The 17,688-nt window shown below is 63.9% G+C and carries 17 protein-coding genes and 1 tRNA gene; 15 read left to right on the top strand and 3 right to left on the bottom strand.

Annotated features, from left to right (window positions below; all coding sequences use genetic code 11):
• Nucleotides 1-12 precede the first annotated feature (12 nt).
• Nucleotides 13-519, top strand: coding sequence for a PaaI family thioesterase (locus WBG56_RS02575; protein WP_424264982.1), 507 nt, complete (start codon nt 13-15; stop codon nt 517-519).
• Nucleotides 520-648: 129 nt separating this feature from the next.
• Here the strand turns inward: WBG56_RS02575 and WBG56_RS02570 are convergent.
• A tRNA-Val gene (locus tag WBG56_RS02570) sits at nt 649-725 on the bottom strand.
• A 407-nt stretch (nt 726-1,132) separates the two neighbouring features.
• Between WBG56_RS02570 and thrS the strand changes: the two genes are divergently transcribed.
• The 7 genes from thrS (at nt 1,133) to WBG56_RS02535 (ending at nt 9,076) form a co-directional block, all read left to right on the top strand.
• Nucleotides 1,133-3,079 carry a threonine--tRNA ligase gene (gene thrS / locus WBG56_RS02565; protein WP_424264981.1) on the top strand — a complete coding sequence of 649 codons (1,947 nt, stop codon included), beginning with the start codon at nt 1,133-1,135 and terminating at the stop codon, nt 3,077-3,079.
• Entirely contained in the window at nt 3,076-3,657 is a 582-nt protein-coding gene (gene infC, locus WBG56_RS02560) for a translation initiation factor IF-3 (RefSeq protein WP_424265128.1), read from the top strand. Before thrS ends, infC begins: the two co-directional genes overlap by 4 nt.
• 61 nt (nt 3,658-3,718) lie before the next feature.
• Nucleotides 3,719-4,681 (top strand): glutathione synthase, encoded by a 963-nt coding sequence (gene gshB, locus WBG56_RS02555; protein WP_424264980.1) that lies wholly within the window; start codon nt 3,719-3,721, stop codon nt 4,679-4,681.
• On the top strand, nt 4,678-5,091 hold the full coding sequence (locus WBG56_RS02550; RefSeq protein ID WP_424264979.1) for a PTS sugar transporter subunit IIA: 414 nt from the start codon (nt 4,678-4,680) through the stop codon (nt 5,089-5,091). Before gshB ends, WBG56_RS02550 begins: the two co-directional genes overlap by 4 nt.
• Before the next feature lie 15 nt (nt 5,092-5,106).
• Nucleotides 5,107-5,376, top strand: coding sequence for an HPr family phosphocarrier protein (locus WBG56_RS02545; RefSeq protein WP_298015888.1), 270 nt, complete (start codon nt 5,107-5,109; stop codon nt 5,374-5,376).
• A 139-nt stretch (nt 5,377-5,515) separates the two neighbouring features.
• Nucleotides 5,516-7,171, top strand: coding sequence for a phosphoenolpyruvate--protein phosphotransferase (gene ptsP / locus WBG56_RS02540; protein ID WP_424265126.1), 1,656 nt, complete (start codon nt 5,516-5,518; stop codon nt 7,169-7,171).
• Nucleotides 7,172-7,288: 117 nt separating this feature from the next.
• Nucleotides 7,289-9,076 (top strand): diguanylate cyclase domain-containing protein, encoded by a 1,788-nt coding sequence (locus tag WBG56_RS02535; protein WP_424264978.1) that lies wholly within the window; start codon nt 7,289-7,291, stop codon nt 9,074-9,076.
• Here the strand turns inward: WBG56_RS02535 and WBG56_RS02530 are convergent.
• On the bottom strand, nt 9,064-10,293 hold the full coding sequence (locus tag WBG56_RS02530) for an ammonium transporter (RefSeq protein ID WP_424264977.1): 1,230 nt from the start codon (nt 10,291-10,293) through the stop codon (nt 9,064-9,066). The genes WBG56_RS02535 and WBG56_RS02530 overlap by 13 nt on opposite strands.
• A gap of 17 nt (nt 10,294-10,310) precedes the next feature.
• Nucleotides 10,311-10,649: a P-II family nitrogen regulator gene (locus WBG56_RS02525; RefSeq protein WP_424264976.1), complete on the bottom strand. Its 339-nt coding sequence runs from the start codon at nt 10,647-10,649 to the stop codon at nt 10,311-10,313.
• A gap of 431 nt (nt 10,650-11,080) precedes the next feature.
• Between WBG56_RS02525 and WBG56_RS02520 the strand changes: the two genes are divergently transcribed.
• From WBG56_RS02520 to pheT, 7 genes are all read left to right on the top strand, one after another.
• Nucleotides 11,081-11,470 (top strand): hypothetical protein, encoded by a 390-nt coding sequence (locus WBG56_RS02520; RefSeq protein WP_424264975.1) that lies wholly within the window; start codon nt 11,081-11,083, stop codon nt 11,468-11,470.
• A 115-nt stretch (nt 11,471-11,585) separates the two neighbouring features.
• Complete coding sequence (locus WBG56_RS02515; protein WP_424264974.1) at nt 11,586-13,103, top strand: YifB family Mg chelatase-like AAA ATPase; 1,518 nt, start codon at nt 11,586-11,588, stop codon at nt 13,101-13,103.
• Between the two features lie 39 nt (nt 13,104-13,142).
• On the top strand, nt 13,143-13,391 hold the full coding sequence (locus WBG56_RS02510; RefSeq protein ID WP_424264973.1) for an accessory factor UbiK family protein: 249 nt from the start codon (nt 13,143-13,145) through the stop codon (nt 13,389-13,391).
• A 191-nt stretch (nt 13,392-13,582) separates the two neighbouring features.
• Nucleotides 13,583-13,780 carry a 50S ribosomal protein L35 gene (rpmI, locus tag WBG56_RS02505; RefSeq protein WP_043682165.1) on the top strand — a complete coding sequence of 66 codons (198 nt, stop codon included), beginning with the start codon at nt 13,583-13,585 and terminating at the stop codon, nt 13,778-13,780.
• Nucleotides 13,781-13,793: 13 nt separating this feature from the next.
• Nucleotides 13,794-14,153: a 50S ribosomal protein L20 gene (rplT, locus tag WBG56_RS02500; RefSeq protein ID WP_298015903.1), complete on the top strand. Its 360-nt coding sequence runs from the start codon at nt 13,794-13,796 to the stop codon at nt 14,151-14,153.
• Nucleotides 14,154-14,231: 78 nt separating this feature from the next.
• Nucleotides 14,232-15,254 (top strand): phenylalanine--tRNA ligase subunit alpha, encoded by a 1,023-nt coding sequence (gene pheS / locus WBG56_RS02495; RefSeq protein ID WP_424264972.1) that lies wholly within the window; start codon nt 14,232-14,234, stop codon nt 15,252-15,254.
• A 26-nt stretch (nt 15,255-15,280) separates the two neighbouring features.
• Nucleotides 15,281-17,686, top strand: coding sequence for a phenylalanine--tRNA ligase subunit beta (gene pheT, locus WBG56_RS02490; RefSeq protein ID WP_424264971.1), 2,406 nt, complete (start codon nt 15,281-15,283; stop codon nt 17,684-17,686).
• Nucleotides 17,687-17,688: the final 2 nt, after the last annotated feature.

The raw sequence follows: 17,688 nt of genomic DNA, 5'->3' as shown, positions 1-17,688 counted from the left end.
TCGAGAGTTCCTATGCATGCATCTCATGTTCCGCCAACTGCCCCCCGTCCTCTGTCTGTCCTGGAGTATTTACAGCGTCAGTTGGACGGCACGCTGACCAAGAGCGATATCACGCATATGCGGTATCCCACCGCGATCTCGCAGTTGCTGGGGTTCCGCATTATTGCCATCGGTGAAGGCACCGCGTCTCTCCAGTTCGAGGCTGATGCCGCGATACATGGCAATCAACAAGGGACTGTCCATGGCGGGCTGCTTTGCGAGTTGGCGGATGCTGCGATTGGCACAGCCCATTCAACGCTCGTGCGTGCGGATGAGAGTTTCACCAGCATCGATTTGAAAGCAAATTTCCTACGCCCCGTCTGGGCTTCTCAACTGCGTATCAATGCCTGGGCCTCGCACAGAGGCCGGACTGTCAGCCGTTACAGATGCGACATTCAGCGCGGCGAAGATGGCATGGTAGTGGCCACTTTCGAAAGCGTTGTGATGGCATTGCGCGGGGATGCCGCTTTGGGGCGGTGACTCTCCCAAACTTACCCCTATCGCGCCTTTGCTGAATCGGGGCCGCTGGGTGCCATTTGGTGACAAAAAAGCCGTATCTCATTGAGAACACGGCTTCTCTTGGCAGGGCTGGGAAGCCCTTGTGAATTCTGGTAGGCAGTACTGGATTCGAACCAGCGACCTCTACGATGTCAACGTAGCGCTCTAACCAACTGAGCTAACCGCCTGAAGAAAGAACGTGATTGTATGGGTGATTTCGGTAGCTGTCAAATGCGAAGTGCTGCTTGACGCTGGATGGACTTGGGGCGGTAAGAGGTCCGCCGGAGCAGGTTTCAAGGTGGTGGCCAGGTCCTGCTTCGATGCCGGGGTTTTCGATGCGGTCTTCGGCTCGGGAGTGGCGGGGAAGGGGGTGAAATGCTCGTATCATGTTCAAGGGCATGGCGAGAAAATGTCCTGTTTGCAACAGTAATCCGTGACGGATGGCTGCGGGGCTCGGCAAATAGCGGCTGGGGCCGCGTGAAATTGATTGTTGCGGGCTCGATTGCTAAACTGCACTCATATCCTTCCTGCATGGCAATCTAGACTTTTACCGACGCGGCGCAGGCCGCGTTTTGTATTTTCAGGACACACATTCATGGTTCGCATCACCTTGCCCGACGGCTCACAACGTGAGTTCGATCATCCTGTTTCCGTGCACGACGTCGCGAAGTCGATCGGGACCGGGTTGGGCAAGGCCGCCCTTGGGGGCAGGATCACAGTCGATGGTCAGCCCGCCCGGCTGGTCGATGCCAGCCATGTCATCGGCCAGGATGCGGCGCTCAGCATCGTCACGGACAAGGACCCCGATGGCCTGGAGCTGATCCGCCATTCCACCGCGCACCTGCTGGCCTATGCGGTGAAATCCCTGTTTCCCGATGCCCAGGTCACGATCGGCCCGGTGATCGACAACGGCTTCTACTACGATTTTTCGTATAAACGCCCCTTCACCCCCGAAGACCTGCAGGCCATCGAAAAGAAAATGGCCGAATTGGCCAAGCGTGACGAAACCGTCGTGCGGGAAGAATGGGACCGCGACGACGCCGTCAAGTTCTTCCGCGGCATCGGCGAGGCCTACAAGGCCGAAATCATCGCGTCCATTCCCACGAATGAAAAGATCAGTCTGTATCGCGAGGGCGATTTCGTCGACCTGTGCCGGGGGCCGCACGTGCCGTCCACGGGCCACCTGAAGGTCTTCAAGCTGATGAAGGTCGCGGGCGCCTATTGGCGCGGCGACAGCAAGAACGAAATGCTGCAGCGCATTTACGGCACTGCCTGGGCGCGCCAGGCCGACCAGGATGCCTACCTGCATATGCTGGAACAGGCTGAATTGCGCGATCACCGCCGCATCGGCCGGGAACTGGATCTGTTCCATTTCCAGGATGAGGCGCCGGGCCTGATCTTCTGGCACCCCAAGGGCTGGACCGTCTGGCAGCAGGTCGAGCAATACATGCGCCAGGTCTATCAGGACAACGGCTACCAGGAAGTCAAGGCTCCGCAGATCCTGGACCTGTCCCTGTGGAAGAAAACCGGCCACTGGGACAACTACCAGGAAAACATGTTCACGACGGAATCCGAAAACCGCGTGTATGGCCTGAAACCCATGAATTGCCCCGGCCACGTGCAGATCTTCAACGCCGGCCTGCATTCCTACCGCGAACTGCCGCTGCGCTATGGCGAGTTCGGCCAGTGCCACCGCAATGAACCTTCGGGTTCGCTGCATGGCATGATGCGGGTGCGCGGTTTTACCCAGGACGACGGCCATATCTTCTGTACCGAAGACCAGCTGCAGGATGAATGCGCGGCCTTCACCCGCCTGCTGCAGAAGGTCTACGCCGACTTCGGCTTTACTGAAATCCTGTACAAGGTCGCCACGCGGCCTGAAAAGCGCATCGGCGCCGACGAGGTCTGGGATAAGGCCGAAAAGGCATTGATGGACAGCCTGGATCTGTCGCATTGCGACTATCAGGTCTCCGAAGGCGAGGGCGCCTTCTATGGCCCCAAGATCGAATACACCCTGAAAGACGCCATCGGCCGGCACTGGCAATGCGGCACGATCCAGGTCGACTTTTCCATGCCGGCGCGCCTGGGCGCGGAATACGTCGATGCCCAGGATCAGCGCCGCACGCCGGTCATGTTGCACCGCGCGATCCTGGGGTCGCTGGAACGTTTCATCGGCATGTTGATCGAAAATCACGCGGGTGCGCTGCCCGCCTGGTTGGCGCCGCACCATGCCGTCGTCTGTTGTATTTCCGACAGTTCGGCTGATTACGCGGATCAGGTTTCCAAAACCCTTGTTAAACAAGGGTTTAGGGTCTTGTCTGATTTGCGCGGCGAAAAAATCACCCGTAAAATTCGCGAGCACAGCCTGCAGAAAATTCCGTATATTCTGGTTGTGGGCGATAAAGAACGTGAATCCGGCGCCGTCGCGGTGCGGGGGCGCGGGAAATTGGATCTGGGCACCATGCCGATCGCCGATTTTGCCGCCCGCCTGCAGCAGGAAATCGTTTCCCGTTATCAGGGGGGTGATTCAGGTCAGGCCTGAAACCTCCATTTCTTCAACACCTAGGAGTCTTTGACATCGCAACCGAAAAGAAACACCGCATCAACGGTGAAATCCGTATCCATGAGGTCCGTCTGCTTGGCGTGGACGGTGAACAGTTGGGCATCGTGCGCACCTCCGACGCCTTGGCCCAGGCCGAACAGAACGACGTCGATCTGGTCGAAATCTCGCCTACGGCCGACCCCCCGGTCTGCCGACTGATGGATTACGGCAAGTTCAAATACCAGGAACAAAAGCGCCAGGCCGAAGCTCGCGCCCGCCAGAAGGTCATCCAGGTCAAGGAAGTCAAATTTCGCCCGGGTACCGACGAAGGCGATTATCAAGTGAAACTGCGTAATCTGCGCCGCTTCATCGAAGAGGGCGACAAAGCCAAGGTCACGCTGCGCTTCCGGGGCCGCGAAATGGCTCACCAGGAACTGGGGATGCGGGTCCTTGAACGGGTGCGCGACGACCTGGGGGAACTGGTGCAGGTCGAGGCCATGCCCAAGCTGGAAGGCCGTCAGATGGTGATGGTGCTGGCGCCGCGCCGGAAAGCCGGCAAGCAAGGCGATGCGGCCTGATCACGACAGTTGACCGGTGGGCCGCAAGGGCGGGTCGTTTGTTCATCCATAGGTTTTTTTCATGCATGTCCTGTTTGTCATCGATCCGCTGCCCGGCCTGAAAGCCTGGAAAGATTCTTCCGTGGCCATCATGCGCAGCCTGGCGGCGCGGGGCCACGCTTTCAGTTTCGCCGGAATGGGCGATCTGTTCGTGGATCAAGGGCGCGTGCGGGTGGCCGCGACCGCCATGCGGCTGCGCGGCGATGCCGATTGGATGGGGCATGGCTGGTGGACCCAGGATGCCGATGCGCGAGACTGCGATCTGACGGAGTTCGATGCGGTCCTGATGCGCAAGGATCCGCCCTTCGACATGGAATACGTCTACGCCACGCATCTGTTCGATTATGCGCAGGCGCAGGGCGCCCGGGTCTTCAACGCCGGTTCGGCCATCCGCAACCACCCTGAAAAGCTGGCCATCACGGAATTCGCGCAGTACACGGCGCCGACTCTGGTCAGCCGCGACATGGCCCGCTTGCGGGCCTTTCATGCGCAGCAGGGCGATGTCATCGTCAAACCGCTTGATGGCATGGGCGGCAGCGGCATTTTCCGCCTGCAGCCCGGCGAGCCCAATCTCGGGGCGATCCTGGAATCCCTGACGGAACTGGGCACGCGCACCATCATGGCGCAGCGGTATATCCCGGAGATCGCCCAGGGGGATAAACGCGTTCTGATCATCGGCGGCGAGCCTGTGCCGTTCGCGCTGGCGCGGATTCCGCTGCAGGGCGAAACCCGTGGCAACCTGGCGGCCGGGGGGCGCGGGGTCGCCAGGCCGCTGTCCGCGCACGATCTGGAATTGGCGCGCGCCGTCGGTTCCCGGCTGGCGGGGCGCGGCCTGCTGCTGATCGGCCTGGACGTCATCGGCGACTACATCACGGAAATCAACGTCACCAGCCCGACCTGTTTCGTGGAAATCACGGAGCAAACCGGCTTTGACGTGGCAGGACGCTTTGTCGATGCGCTGCAGCAGGCCCTGGGGGCGGTATGAAAACCCGCTTGGCCCTGGTGATGCATCAGCCCTTGGGGTCGGCTTTCACCGCCTGCGCCCAACACGTGCTGGGTCGGGTGCCCGATCTGCAGGTCTTCGACATCGTGCCCGACGCGCCGCCGCAGGAACAGACTGATCGGGTGCTGGATTGGGTGCATCAGGGCCAGCCCGAGGAACCCATCCTGATCCTGTGCGATCTGTACGGCGCCACGCCGTTCAATATTGCGGCCCAGGCGCTGCGCCAGGCGCTCGAAGAAGGCTATATCATTCATCTGCTGACCGGCACCAATGCTTGCATGGTGCTCAAGGCCTTGACCGATCAGCAGGAAAATCCGGAATCTCTCAGCGAGCGCGTGCGACAGGGGGCGCTGCGCGGGATCGTCAACGCGGATCCCCCTCCCGACTGCTAGTTAGGAGTTTTGCCCATGCCCATGATCGATCTGGTGATTTCCAACAAGCTTGGCCTGCATGCCCGCGCGGCGGCGAAACTGACCCAGTTGGCCGGCCGCTTCAAAAGCGACGTCTTCATTTCCCGTGGGGCGCAGCGCGTCAATGCGAAGAGCATCATGGGCGTCATGATGCTGGCGGCGGGCCTGGGAGTCACAGTCAAGATCGAGGCGCTGGGCGCCGACGAGGATCAGGCTCTGGGCGACATCCGCGCCCTGTTCGAAGGCAAGTTCGGGGAACCCGAATGAGCCAGGCCGCTGCGGGCGCATGCTGTGCCGGGATCCCGGCATGAGCGCGCCCGACACGACGGTGACCGTCCTGCATTCGACCCTGTGCCTGTTTGGACAGGGGGTCGTGCGCGGTTACGCCATCGGCCATGCGGTCGTCATGAGCGCCGCCGCGCTGGAAGTCGCGCACTACCGGATCGCCCACGAAGACACCATCGCCGAAAAGCAGCGCCTGTGCCAGGCGGTCGATGCCGCCGTCCACGACCTGCATCAGATGGTCGAGACGCTGCCCGACGATGCGCCGCGGGAACTGGGGGTGCTGCTGTCGGTGCATGCCATGTTGCTGCAGGACCCCATGCTGGTGCAGTCGGTCTGCCAGCTGATCGAGGAGCGCCTGGTCAATGCCGAATGGGCGCTGACCACGCAGGGCCAGACCCTGGCGGAACAATTCGCCCTCATGGAAGACGCTTATCTGCGCGAGCGCAGCGCCGACGTGCGCCAGGTGATCGAGCGGGTCTTGCGCGTCCTGTCGGGGTCCGCCCAGTGGCTGCCCGATCTGGACGAAGTCGATACCGACGGCAGCCTGATCGTCGTGGCGCGCGATATTTCGCCCGCCGACATGATGCGCCTGCGCGGCGGCAAATTCGGGGCCTTCCTGACCGACCTGGGCGGAGCGACCTCGCATACGGCCATCGTCGCTCGCAGCATGAACGTGCCCGCCGTGGTCGGCATGGGGCAGGTGCGGGCGTTGGTGCGCGATGGCGATCTGCTGATCGTCGATGGCATCCAGGGCCTGGTGCTGGTCAACCCGTCTCCGGCCATCCTGCGGGAATACCAGCAACGGCAAGCCGCTTTTCTGCGCGAGCGTGATGAACTCAAAGCCCTGCGTTTTGCGCCTGCGATGACGCTGGACGGCATCCAGATCCGCATGGAAGCCAATATCGAATTGCCCGAGGAAGCCGCCGATGCCCTGTCCGCCGGCGCCGAAGGCATCGGCCTGTTTCGCAGCGAGTTCCTGTTCATGGGGCGCAAGGACCTGCCCGACGAGGACGAACAGTACGAGGCCTATGCCGCTGTCGTGCGCACGATGGCGGGGCGGCCGGTGACGATCCGCACATTGGACATCGGGGCGGACAAGACGCTGGATGGCGAGGCGACCGTGGCCACCAACCCTGCGTTGGGCCTGCGGGCCATCCGGTATTGCCTGGCCAATCCGGAACTCTTCAATACCCAGTTGCGGGCCCTGTTGCGGGCGGCCGCGCATGGTCCCATCCGGATCCTGGTGCCCATGGTGTCGCACATGCACGAAGTGGTCGCGACCCGTCGGGCATTGGCGCGCGCGGCCGAAGAACTGCGGGATGCCGGCCTGGCCCATGAAACCTGCGTGCAGCTGGGGGCCATGGTTGAGATCCCGGCCATGGCGATCGCCATCGAACCCTTCGCGGAAACGCTGGATTTCCTGTCCATCGGCACCAATGATCTGATCCAGTACGTATTGGCCATCGACCGGGGAGACACGGACGTCGCCTCGCTGTACGACCCCATGCATCCGGCCGTGCTGCGTTTGATCGCCCATACCATCAATGTCGGAGAGCGCGTGGGCAAGCCCGTGTCGGTGTGCGGCGAGATGGCGGGCGACGTGCGCGTCACCCGCATGCTGCTGGGGCTGGGGCTGACGGGGTTTTCCATGCATCCGCAGCAATTGCTGGACGTCAAGAAAGAAATCCGCAGGGCGCATTCCAATGCCTTGCGGGTCAAGGTCGCTTCGGCGCTGAATCGCGCGGAGCGCATCGATCTGGCCGCTTTGTCGGCTTGATGCGGATCAAATCCGGCGCAGGTTTCAGCGGTTCCCGGATACTTTCCCCAAACCTGCCCATTACACTGGGTTCATGCTGCGGGCCTGGACCGGCAGCCCGTCGACCTTGAGGCCCTGATGACCCCTTCTCGTCTGGCGGAACGCCAGTTGCCCGGTTTTCCCTGGCCCCGGATGCTCAAGCAGAAGGTCATCCTGGCCTTCGCGCTGGTGATGCTGCTGGCCGTGGGCAATATTCTGGTTGTCCGGTCCCTGCTGCAGGAATCGGACGGTCTGGCCGTGGCGGTCAATGTGGCGGGCAAAATGCGCATGCTCAGCCAGCGCATTGCCCTGGAGGCGCTGGCCGGCGCTGCGGCGCCGCGGCACGTCAGCCGATTGCAGCAGCATCGGGACACGTTCGATCAAGCCTATCGCGCCTTGATGTCCGGCGGTGAAGTCTATGGTTTGAATGTCCCTCGGGTGGGACTGCTTCAGGCGCGGCAATTGGCCGCCGTGGGCCGCGATTGGCAGATCTACCAGGAGCTCATTGCCTCCATCACGTCGGGGGCCGCGATGACGCCGGCGGCGCGGGCGGCCCTGATCGGCGATCCCGAGCCGCTCCTGGCGGCGGGGGACCAGTTGCTGGCCAGCGCCGAAACCCTGCTGGATTCACTGGTCCGGCATGCCCGCGATGTTCAGCAGCGGGCGCTGTACAGTTCGTATGGCCTGTTCTTGCTGGATCTGTGCCTGTTGCTGCTGGCTTATGCGCTGGTGTCCCGCCAGGTCTTGCGCCCGATCCGCCTTTTGGTGCGGCAATGCCAGGAATTGGCGGCGGGCAATTTTACGGTGCGCTCCCGTCTGCGCCGCCGCGATGAATTGGGGCGCCTGGGCCAGGCGCTGGATGAGTCCGCGGAACACATCGAGCGCCTGCTGGCCGAAATCGCCCGCGAACGGGTCTCGCTTCAACAGGCCGCGTTGGTGTATGAGCACACCAGCGAGGCGATGGTGGTCACGGATGTCGATGGCTACGTCCGGAACATCAATCCCGCCTTCACGGCAGTGACCGGGTACCAGGCGGCCGATGTCGTGGGCAAGCGCCTGAATATCCTCAGTTCGGGCCGCCATGATCAGGATTTTTATCGAAACATATGGCAAAGCCTGGCGGATACCGGGCGCTGGGGCGGCGATATCTGGAACCGGCGTAAATCGGGCGAGGAATTCATCGAGCGCCTGACGATCAATACGTCATACAACCCGGATGGCAGCGTGAACTGCCGGATCGGTCTCTTTTCCGATGTGACGGAGAAACGCCGTCGCGAGGCGCTGATCTGGCGCCAGGCCCATTACGACCATCTGACGCAGCTGCCCAATCGGCAGATGTTTCATACCAGCCTGCAGCAGCGCATCGAGGCGTCACGTGAAAGCGGCCTGTCTTTCGCGCTGGTTTTCCTGGACCTGGATCTGTTCAAGGAGGTCAATGACACCTTCGGCCATGACCAGGGTGACGAATTGCTGCGCCTGGTGTCCCGACGCCTGGCGGGCTGCATCCGCGATTCCGATCTGGCGGCCCGCCTGGGAGGAGACGAGTTCATCCTGATCATCGACCGCTTGGATCACCCGGACGATGTGCGTCCGGTCTGCCGGAAAGTGCTGGATGCCATCGCGCAGCCCTACATGCTGGGCGGCAATACCGCGCATGTTTCCGCCAGCGTCGGCGTGACGTTCTATCCGCACGACGGCCAGGATGCCGTGACCTTGCTCAAGCATGCCGACCTGGCGATGTACGCGGCCAAGGAAATGGGTCGGAATCAATATTGTCTGTTTTCCCCGGAGCTGCGGGAAACCGCCCGATTGCGTCGCGATCCGTTGCGCGGCCCGCAGCCCGACGAGGTGGTCGCCGAGCCGCAGGGCGCGTGTCAGACAGGGTAGGCGGTTTCGCCATGGTCCACCTGGTCGAGGCCTTGGCTTTCCTGTTCGCCGCTGGCCCGCAGTCCGACCAGACGGTCGGCCGCCCAGATCGATAGCGCGGCCGTCAGGCCTGCCCACAGCAGGCTGACCACAACGGCTTCGGCCTGCAGCCAGGTCTGCCAGAGCAGGGCGCCCCAGCCGGCCGGGCCGGGGCCGCCCAGGCTGCCTGAATAGAACACGCCCGTCAGCAGGGCGCCGACGATGCCGCCGACCCCGTGGATGCCGAACACATCGAAAGCGTCATCGATGCCCAGGCGCCGTTTCAGCCCATTGACCCCGTACAAGGCCGCCCAGGCGGTGAGCGCCCCGATCAAAGGCGCGGCGCCGGGAGCCACCAGGCCGGCGGCCGGCGTGATACCCACCAGTCCCGCAATGGCGCCGGAAACGGCTCCCAGCAGGGATGCCTTGCCCTTGAGCAGGCCTTCCGCCAACGCCCAGGCCAGAATGCCGCTGACCGCGGCCAGCAAGGTGTTGACCAGCGCCAGCACGGCTTGTTCGTTGGCGGCCAGGGCGGACCCTCCATTGAAGCCGAACCAACCCACCCAGAGCAGGGCGGCGCCCACCAGGTTCAGAGGCAGGCTGTGAGGCGGCATGGCCTGGCGGCCATACCCCCGGCGCGGCCCCAGGTAGCGGGCGGCAACCAGGCCGGCCGCGCCCGCGCTGATATGCACGACGGTGCCGCCCGCGAAGTCCAGCGCTCCGCGCAGGTGCAGCCAGCCATCTCCCGCCCAGACCATGTGGGCGATGGGCAGATAGCCCAGGGTGAACCAGAGACCGGTGAAGCACAGCACAGCGCCGAACCGCGCCCGTTCGGCGATGCTGCCGGTGATGAGCGCGCAGGTGATGGCCGCGAAGGTGGCCTGGAACAGCGCGAACAGCAATTCGGGGATGGAACCCAGCAAGGGCAGGGTAGTCGTCGCGGCCGGTTGGTAGAGCCCCGCCAGGCCCAGGCGCGACCAGCCTCCCAAGCCCCCGAAGCCGGGGGCGAACGCCAGCGAATAGCCATATAGAAACCACAGCACGGTGACCAGGGCGCAGACCGCCAGTGTCTGGCTCATGACGGACAGCACGTGGCGTCCCCGGGCCAGGCCGCCATAGAAAAGCGCCAGCCCCGGCATGCACATCAACCAGACCAGCAAGGTGGACACCATCGTCCAGACAACGTCAGCTTTATCCATGAGAGATGCTCCTGTATTCAAAGGGCGGCTTCGCCGGTTTCCCCGGTGCGGATGCGCACGGCCTGGTCCAGCGGGGTGACAAAGACCTTTCCGTCGCCGATCTTGCCGGTATGGGCCGCCTGGCACAGGCATTCCAGCGTCAGGTCGACCCAATCGTCGGGGACGGCGACCTGGATTTGCAGTTTGGGCAGGAAGTCCACCTGGTATTCGGCGCCCCGATACAGTTCCGTATGACCTTTCTGGCGGCCGAAGCCGCGGGCCTCCGTGACCGTCATGCCCTGGATGCCGGATGCGACGAGCGCCGCATGCACTTCGTCCAGCTTGAATGGCTTGATGATGGCGGTGATGAGTTTCATGAGCGTTCCTTGTTGAAGCGGGGTGCGGAAAATTCAAAGCAAAAGCCGTGCCAGGTCTTTGCGACGCGGGTACCCGAGAGCGGCCGGCGGGGTCGGCGCCCCATCTTGGCGCATCCGCGCCTTGCGGTGCCCCATGCCGGGGCATGGAATCGGCCGATGCCCGGCTGCGAAAACCCCGACGCGGCCCCGTGTTTTGTGTCGAGTTGTTGGCGAGACCGCCGGATGGCCCGCCGCTTCGGCGCCGGGTTTCCCCTGCGGGGGCTGGCGGATAGGGGATCGGAAGACCCCTGTGCGGTTGAAATCAGTCTTTACATGTCAGGGTTTACCCTGTTTTTGAGGCCGCTAGAATTGTAACTAACCCGGTTGTAACAGGCCGGCCTTCGAGAATGATCCGCGATGTACCGAAAGCGGAATTTTGAATAGGGAAGATCATGAACACGATGCGCAAAACGCTGACGATGGCTGCCGTGGTGGCTTCTTTGGGCCTGCTGGCGGCTTGCTCCAAGAGCGAAGAGCCGGCTGCTCCGCCGGCGGCTCCCGCCCCTTCCACGACTCCCACTCCGGCGCCCGTGCCGCCGGCTCCGCAAGATCAGTCGACGGCGCCCCAGGGCGAGCCGCAATCCATGCAGGACAAGATGAAGGATTCGGCTGAATCCGCCAAGGAAAAGGCAGCGGAAATGGGTCAGGCCGTGTCCGACAAGGCAGGTGAACTGGCCAACAAGGCAGGGGAAGCCGCCAACAGCGCGCGTGAGTCCGTGAAGGAAGGCGCCGCCAAGGCGGATGCCGCGATCCAGAACTCCGTGGGCAACGGCAGCAAGTAAGCGGTATCCCCCTCCGCGAGCAGCGGAGGGTGTGGCAAAAAGGGCGCATCCGCGCCCTTTTTGTCGAGCCCGCCTCGTATAGTGCGATGCAGACGCATCGAGGCGGGGGAACGACATGTCGCTTGCAGTGTTGGCCAGCCGGGCCTTGCTCGGCCTGCATGCCCGGCCGGTTCAGGTCGAGGTCCATGTGGGCGGCGGTTTGCCGTCCTTTTCTCTGGTGGGCCTGCCCGGCGCCGGAGTGCGTGAAAGCCGCGAGCGGGTGCGTGCCGCCATTCTCAATTGCGGCTTTGATTTCCCTGCGGGACGGATCACCGCCAATCTGGCCCCGGCCGATCTGCCCAAGGATTCCGGGCGTTTCGATTTGCCGATCGCTCTGGGCGTCTTGTTGGCCTCGGGGCAGGTGGCCGACGGGCAGGGCGGCAGCCCTGATCTTCGCCATTATGTCCTGGCGGGCGAGCTGTCTTTGACCGGGGCGCTGGTGCCGGCCGATTCCGCCTTGGCGATCGCCCTGGCGGTGGCGCGGGATGATTCCCGGGCTATCCTCATCATGGCGCCGCCGGCTGCCGGCATTGCCGCCCTGGTGCCTGGGTTGCGGGTGCTGGCGGCCGGCGGTCTGGATGAGGTCGTGGCGCATTTCGCAGGCCGCCGGCCCTTGCCGCAGGCGAGCCCGGCGCCGCTGACGGTCGAGGCGGGCGCGGCGTCGTGTCTGAGCGACGTGCGCGGCCAGGCGCTGGCGCGCAGCGCACTGGAAATTGCCGCCGCCGGGGGGCACAGCCTGATCATGAGCGGGCCGCCCGGCGTGGGTAAAAGCATGCTGGCCCAGCGCCTGCCCGGCTTGCTCCCGCCTCTGACGCCGCACCAGGCGCTGGAAGTCGCCGCCATCCAGGGCCTGGTGCGGCCCTTGCTGGCGCTGCCGGGCGCGCCGCCGTTCAGGGCGCCGCATCATGGCGCCTCGCGGCCCGCGCTGGTGGGCGGCGGCGCTTGCCCCAGGCCGGGGGAAATCAGTCTGGCCCATCATGGCGTGTTGTTTCTGGATGAATTGCCGGAATTCGAGCGCCGGGCGCTGGAGGCCCTGCGCGAGCCGCTGGAAACCGGCTCGGTGACGGTGGCGCGGGCGGCCGGCAGTTGTCATTTCCCGGCCGCCTTCCAGCTGGTGGCCGCCATGAATCCCTGCCCCTGCGGCTGGTTGGGCCACCCGCGCCGGGTGTGCCGTTGTCCCCAGGAGCGGATCGCGCGGTATCGCTCGCAGGTGTCGGGGCCGCTGCTCGATCGCATCGACCTGCATGTCGCCCTGTCCGTCGAGAGCGCCTGGCACGAGGCGCCCCCTGGGGAATCGTCGGCCCGGGTGCGCGTGCGGGTGGCGGCGGCCCGCGCCCGGCAACTGGAGCGCCAGGCCTGCCTGAATGCCCGTCTGGATGCGTCGGCGCTGGCTGCGCACGCCCGCCTGGATGCAACGGGCCAGGCTCTGCTGGCCCGCACCGTCGAGACCTGGGGGTGGTCGGCCCGCGCGACCCAGCGGGTCCTGCGGGTGGCGCGCACCCTGGCCGACCTGAGGGACGAGCCGGCGGTCGGGGTGGCGGCGCTGGCGCAGGCGATCCAGTTTCGACCGGACGCGGGTCCAGGGAACCTCTGAACCGTTAAAATGAGCTTTTATCCGCTGCAGGAGGTCGCGATGATCGCCCCCAATCAATGGTTCGACGATTTCCAGAAGAACATGTCCGATTTGCTGGCCAAGACCCCGGCCGCCGACATTGAACGCAATATGAAGGCCCTGATGGCGCAGACGTTTGCCCGCATGGACTTGATCACCCGGGAAGAGTTCGACGTCCAGGCGGATCTGCTGGCCCGGGCGCTGGATCGCGTCCAGTCCCTGGAAGCCCGTGTGCAGGCATTGGAACAGCAATTAGACAAAGCTGAATGAATCGTCCTATAATCAAGGGCTTTCCCCTATGTTTGCAAGGCCTTTTTACAGGCATTTGCCGATAGGGGGAACATTGAAGCCGGTCATGCAGGTTGCGCATGCCGGGTTCGTCAGACTGGCGGATAACAGGTCAGACAAGCGCCCGATGTGTCGGGACACCTGGATTCGCCCAAGCCAACAGAGTAATCGTCATGCCCAAGATGAAGAGCAAAAAAGGCGCTTCCAAGCGCTTTAAGGTGCGCGGCAGTGGTTCCATCAAGCGCGGCCAGGCTTTCAAGCGTCACATCCTGACCAAGAAAACCACCAAAAACAAGCGTCAACTGCGCGGTTCGGCCGCTGTCCATGAAACGAATGTCGCCTCCGTAAAGGCGATGTTGCCTTTCGCCTGATCGGAGATCTCTCATGCCTCGCGTAAAACGCGGCGTCACGGCTCGTGCACGCCATAAAAAAGTCCTCAAGGCCGCCAAAGGCTACCGCGGTCGTCGCGGTAATGTATTCCGGATCGCCAAACAGGCGGTCATGCGTGCGGGCCAGTACGCCTATCGCGACCGCCGCAACAAGAAGCGCACCTTCCGCGCTCTGTGGATCACTCGCATCAATGCGGGTTGCCGTGAACTCGGCGTGACCTACAGCGTGTTCATCGCCGGCCTGAAAAAGGCTTCGATCGAACTCGACCGCAAGGTCCTGGCCGATATGGCCGTCAAGGACAAGGCTGGCTTTGCCGCCATTGTGGCCCAGGCGAAGTCCGCATTGGCAGCCTAATCGACACAGTTTCGTTTTCGATTCTGTCTCATCGCAAACGGAGCTCACCTGGGCTCCGTTTGTGTTTTGGAAGGAACTATGGACACGACGCTCGACGAGCTGATCACCCAGGCGCAGGGCCGTTTCGCCCAGGCGCGGGATGCAGCCACGCTGGAAAATGAAAAAGCGGTCTTTCTGGGCAAACAAGGGTCCTTGACGGCGCTGCTCAAAGGCCTGGCGGGTTTGCAGGGCGAGGAAAAGCGCACCCGCGGGGCGCAGATCAATCAGGCCAAGCAGCAGGTCGAAGCCCTGTTGAATGCGCGTCGCGCAGAACTGGTCCAGGCGGCGCTGGACCTGCGTCTGGCCGCTGAAACCATCGATGTGACCTTGCCGGGGCGCGGGCGAGGCGTCGGCGGCATCCATCCCGTCATCCGCACCTGGCAGCGGGTCGAGCAGATCTTCCGTTCCATCGGCTTTGATGTCGCGGACGGTCCCGAAATCGAGAACGACTGGACCAATTTCACGTCCCTGAACAACCCCGAGAACCATCCGGCCCGCTCCATGCAGGACACGTTCTACGTGGACATGCAGGATGCCGGCGGGCTGCCGCTGGTGCTGCGCACGCACACCAGCCCCATGCAGGTGCGTTATGCCCGCATGAACAAGCCGCCCATCAAGGTCATCGCGCCGGGGCGCACCTACCGCGTGGACAGCGATGCCACCCATTCGCCCATGTTCCACCAGGTCGAAGGCCTCTGGATCGCAGAGGACATCTCCTTCGCCGACCTGAAGGGCGTCTACACGAATTTCCTGCGGGCATTTTTCGAAACCGACGACCTGACGCTGCGCTTCCGGCCGTCGTTTTTCCCGTTCACGGAACCCTCGGCCGAAATCGACATGATGTTCACGTCGGGGCCGAATCAAGGCCGCTGGCTGGAAATTTCCGGCTCGGGCCAGGTGCATCCCCAGGTGGTGCGCAATTTCGGACTGGATCCGGAACGCTACATCGGTTTCGCCTTTGGCTCGGGTCTGGAACGCCTGACCATGCTGCGCTATGGCGTCAACGACCTGCGCCAGTTCTTCGAGGGCGACCTGCGCTTCCTGCGCCAGTTCAACGCCTAGTGCCCCTGCGAAACGGAATCTGAATCATGCAATTTCCAGAATCATGGCTGCGGGCCTGGGCCGATCCCGCCATCGACAGCCAGACCTTGTCCCACCGCTTGACCATGGCCGGGCTGGAGGTCGAAGACGCCGACCCCTACGCGCCGCCGTTTTCCGGGGTCGTAGTAGCACGGATCGAATCCGTCGAGCCGCACCCGAATGCCGATAAATTGCGGGTCTGCCAGGTGAACGACGGTTCGGGCAGCCTCCTGCAGATCGTCTGCGGCGCCCCCAATGCGGCCGCCGGCCTGGTGATCCCCCTGGCCAGGGTGGGCGCCGAACTGCCGGACGGCATGAAGATCGGTCCCGTCAAGATGCGCGGCATCGAATCCAGCGGCATGCTGTGTTCGGCCCGCGAACTGGGTCTTTCCCAGGACCATGCCGGCCTGCTGGAACTGCCTGCGGATCTGGCCCCCGGCGCCGACTTGCGCCAGGCGCTGGATCTGGATGACACGATCTTCACCCTGAAACTCACGCCCAACCGGGCCGATTGCCTGTCCATCCGGGGGGTGGCGCGGGAAGTCGCCGCCTTGACCGGCTGCGCTCTGCGCCCCCTGGACGTCCCGGCCGTGCCCGTCACGATCGCCGACCGCCTGCCGGTCCGTGTGCAGGCGCCCGATCTGTGCGGCCGTTTCGCCGGGCGCATCGTGCGCGGGGTGAACGCCCGCGCCGCGACGCCCGAATGGATGAAAGCCCGGCTTGAACGCGCGGGCCAGCGGTCCGTGTCCGCCCTGGTGGATATTTCCAACTACGTCATGCTGGAACTCGGGCGGCCTACGCACGTGTTCGACCTGCAGCGTGTCCAGGGCGGGCTGACCGTTCGCTGGGGCCGCGACGGCGAACAGCTGGAACTGCTCAATGGCCAGACGGTCGAGCTGGCCCCGGACGTCGGGGTGATCGAAACGGACCGGGCGCTGGAAAGCCTGGCCGGCGTCATGGGCGGGCAGGCGTCCGCCGTGACCCTGGACACCACCGACGTCTTCCTGGAAGCGGCATTCTGGTGGCCGGAGGCTATCATGGGCCTGACGCGCCGGTTCAAGCTCACCTCGGAAGCCGCGCACCGCTTCGAGCGCGGCGTCGATTTTTCGACGATCCCCGCCCACCTCGACATCATGACGCAGCTGATCCTGGACATCTGCGGTGGGCAAGCCGGCCCCCTGGATGACCAGATTATCCGGCTGCCCGCTCGCGAGCCGGTGCGCATGCGCCTGTCGCGCTGCACCCGGGTGCTGGGCGTCGCGTTGTCCGCGGAGCAGGTGGCCGGCATCTTCGGCAGCCTGGGCTTTGATTTCGAGCAGCAGGGCGACGCCTTCGTGGTGACGCCGCCGGCCGCGCGTTTCGACCTGACGATCGAGGAAGACCTGATCGAGGAAGTCGCCCGCATCTATGGTTTCGACCAGATTCCCGACCAGCCGCCCGTGGCGCCCGCCCGTATGCGGGCGCAGCCTGAAGTCTTGTATGGCCCGCACGCCATGCGGGCCTCCATGGCAGCGCTGGATTTCCAGGAAGTCATCAATTTTTCCTTCGTCGAGGAAGCCTGGGAGCGCGATTACTGCGGCAACGAACAACCCATCCGGCTGCTGAACCCGATCGCCAGCCAACTGGCGGTGATGCGTTCCAGCCTGATTGGCGGCCTGCTGGCCAACATCGCGCACAATGCCAAGCACCGGCAAAGCCGGGTCCGCGTCTTCGAACTCGGCCGTGTCTTTGCCCGTGACGCATCCGTGGCCGACGGCGACCTCTCGGTGGCGGGCGTCGCGCAGCCCACGCACCTGGCCGCCGCGGCCTGGGGGCCGGCCTTGCCCGAACAATGGGGCGAGGCTAACCGTTCTGTCGATTTCTTCGATCTCAAGCGCGATCTGGAATCGTTGCTGGGGGCCCGGGCGGCCGGCTTGCGCTGCGAGGCCGCCAGCCATCCCGCCCTGCATCCCGGCCGCAGCGCCCGGGTGCTTCTGGATGGCCTGCCCATCGGCTGGCTGGGCGAAGTTCATCCCCGCTGGGCGCAGGGGCTGGATCTGCCGCACGCTCCGGTCGTTTTCGAACTGGATGCCGAAGCCATTGCCGCGCGGGTCTTTCCACGGCCGGCCGACTTGTCCCGCCAGCCTGTCGTGGTGCGGGATCTGGCCATCTGGGTGGCTGCCGATCAATCATGGCAGTCCCTGCTTGATACACTTGAACACCAGATCGCGGCCGATCCTGCGCTGGCGGTCGTCAAAGACATTAAACTGTTCGACATTTGGCGCGATGCCTCGTCCGGCGATCAACGCAGTCTGGCGCTACGCTTCTGGTTCCAGGAACGCAATGCCACGCTCGAAGAAAGCCAGATCGAATATTGCATGCAGGGCTTGATCGACGCGCTGTCCCGGCATCACGGGGCACGCTTGCGCACATAGGA

Source organism: Castellaniella sp. (assembly GCF_049671645.1).
Classification (GTDB): Bacteria; Pseudomonadota; Gammaproteobacteria; order Burkholderiales; family Burkholderiaceae_B; genus Castellaniella.
This window is presented reverse-complemented; position numbering and strand designations above follow the sequence as displayed.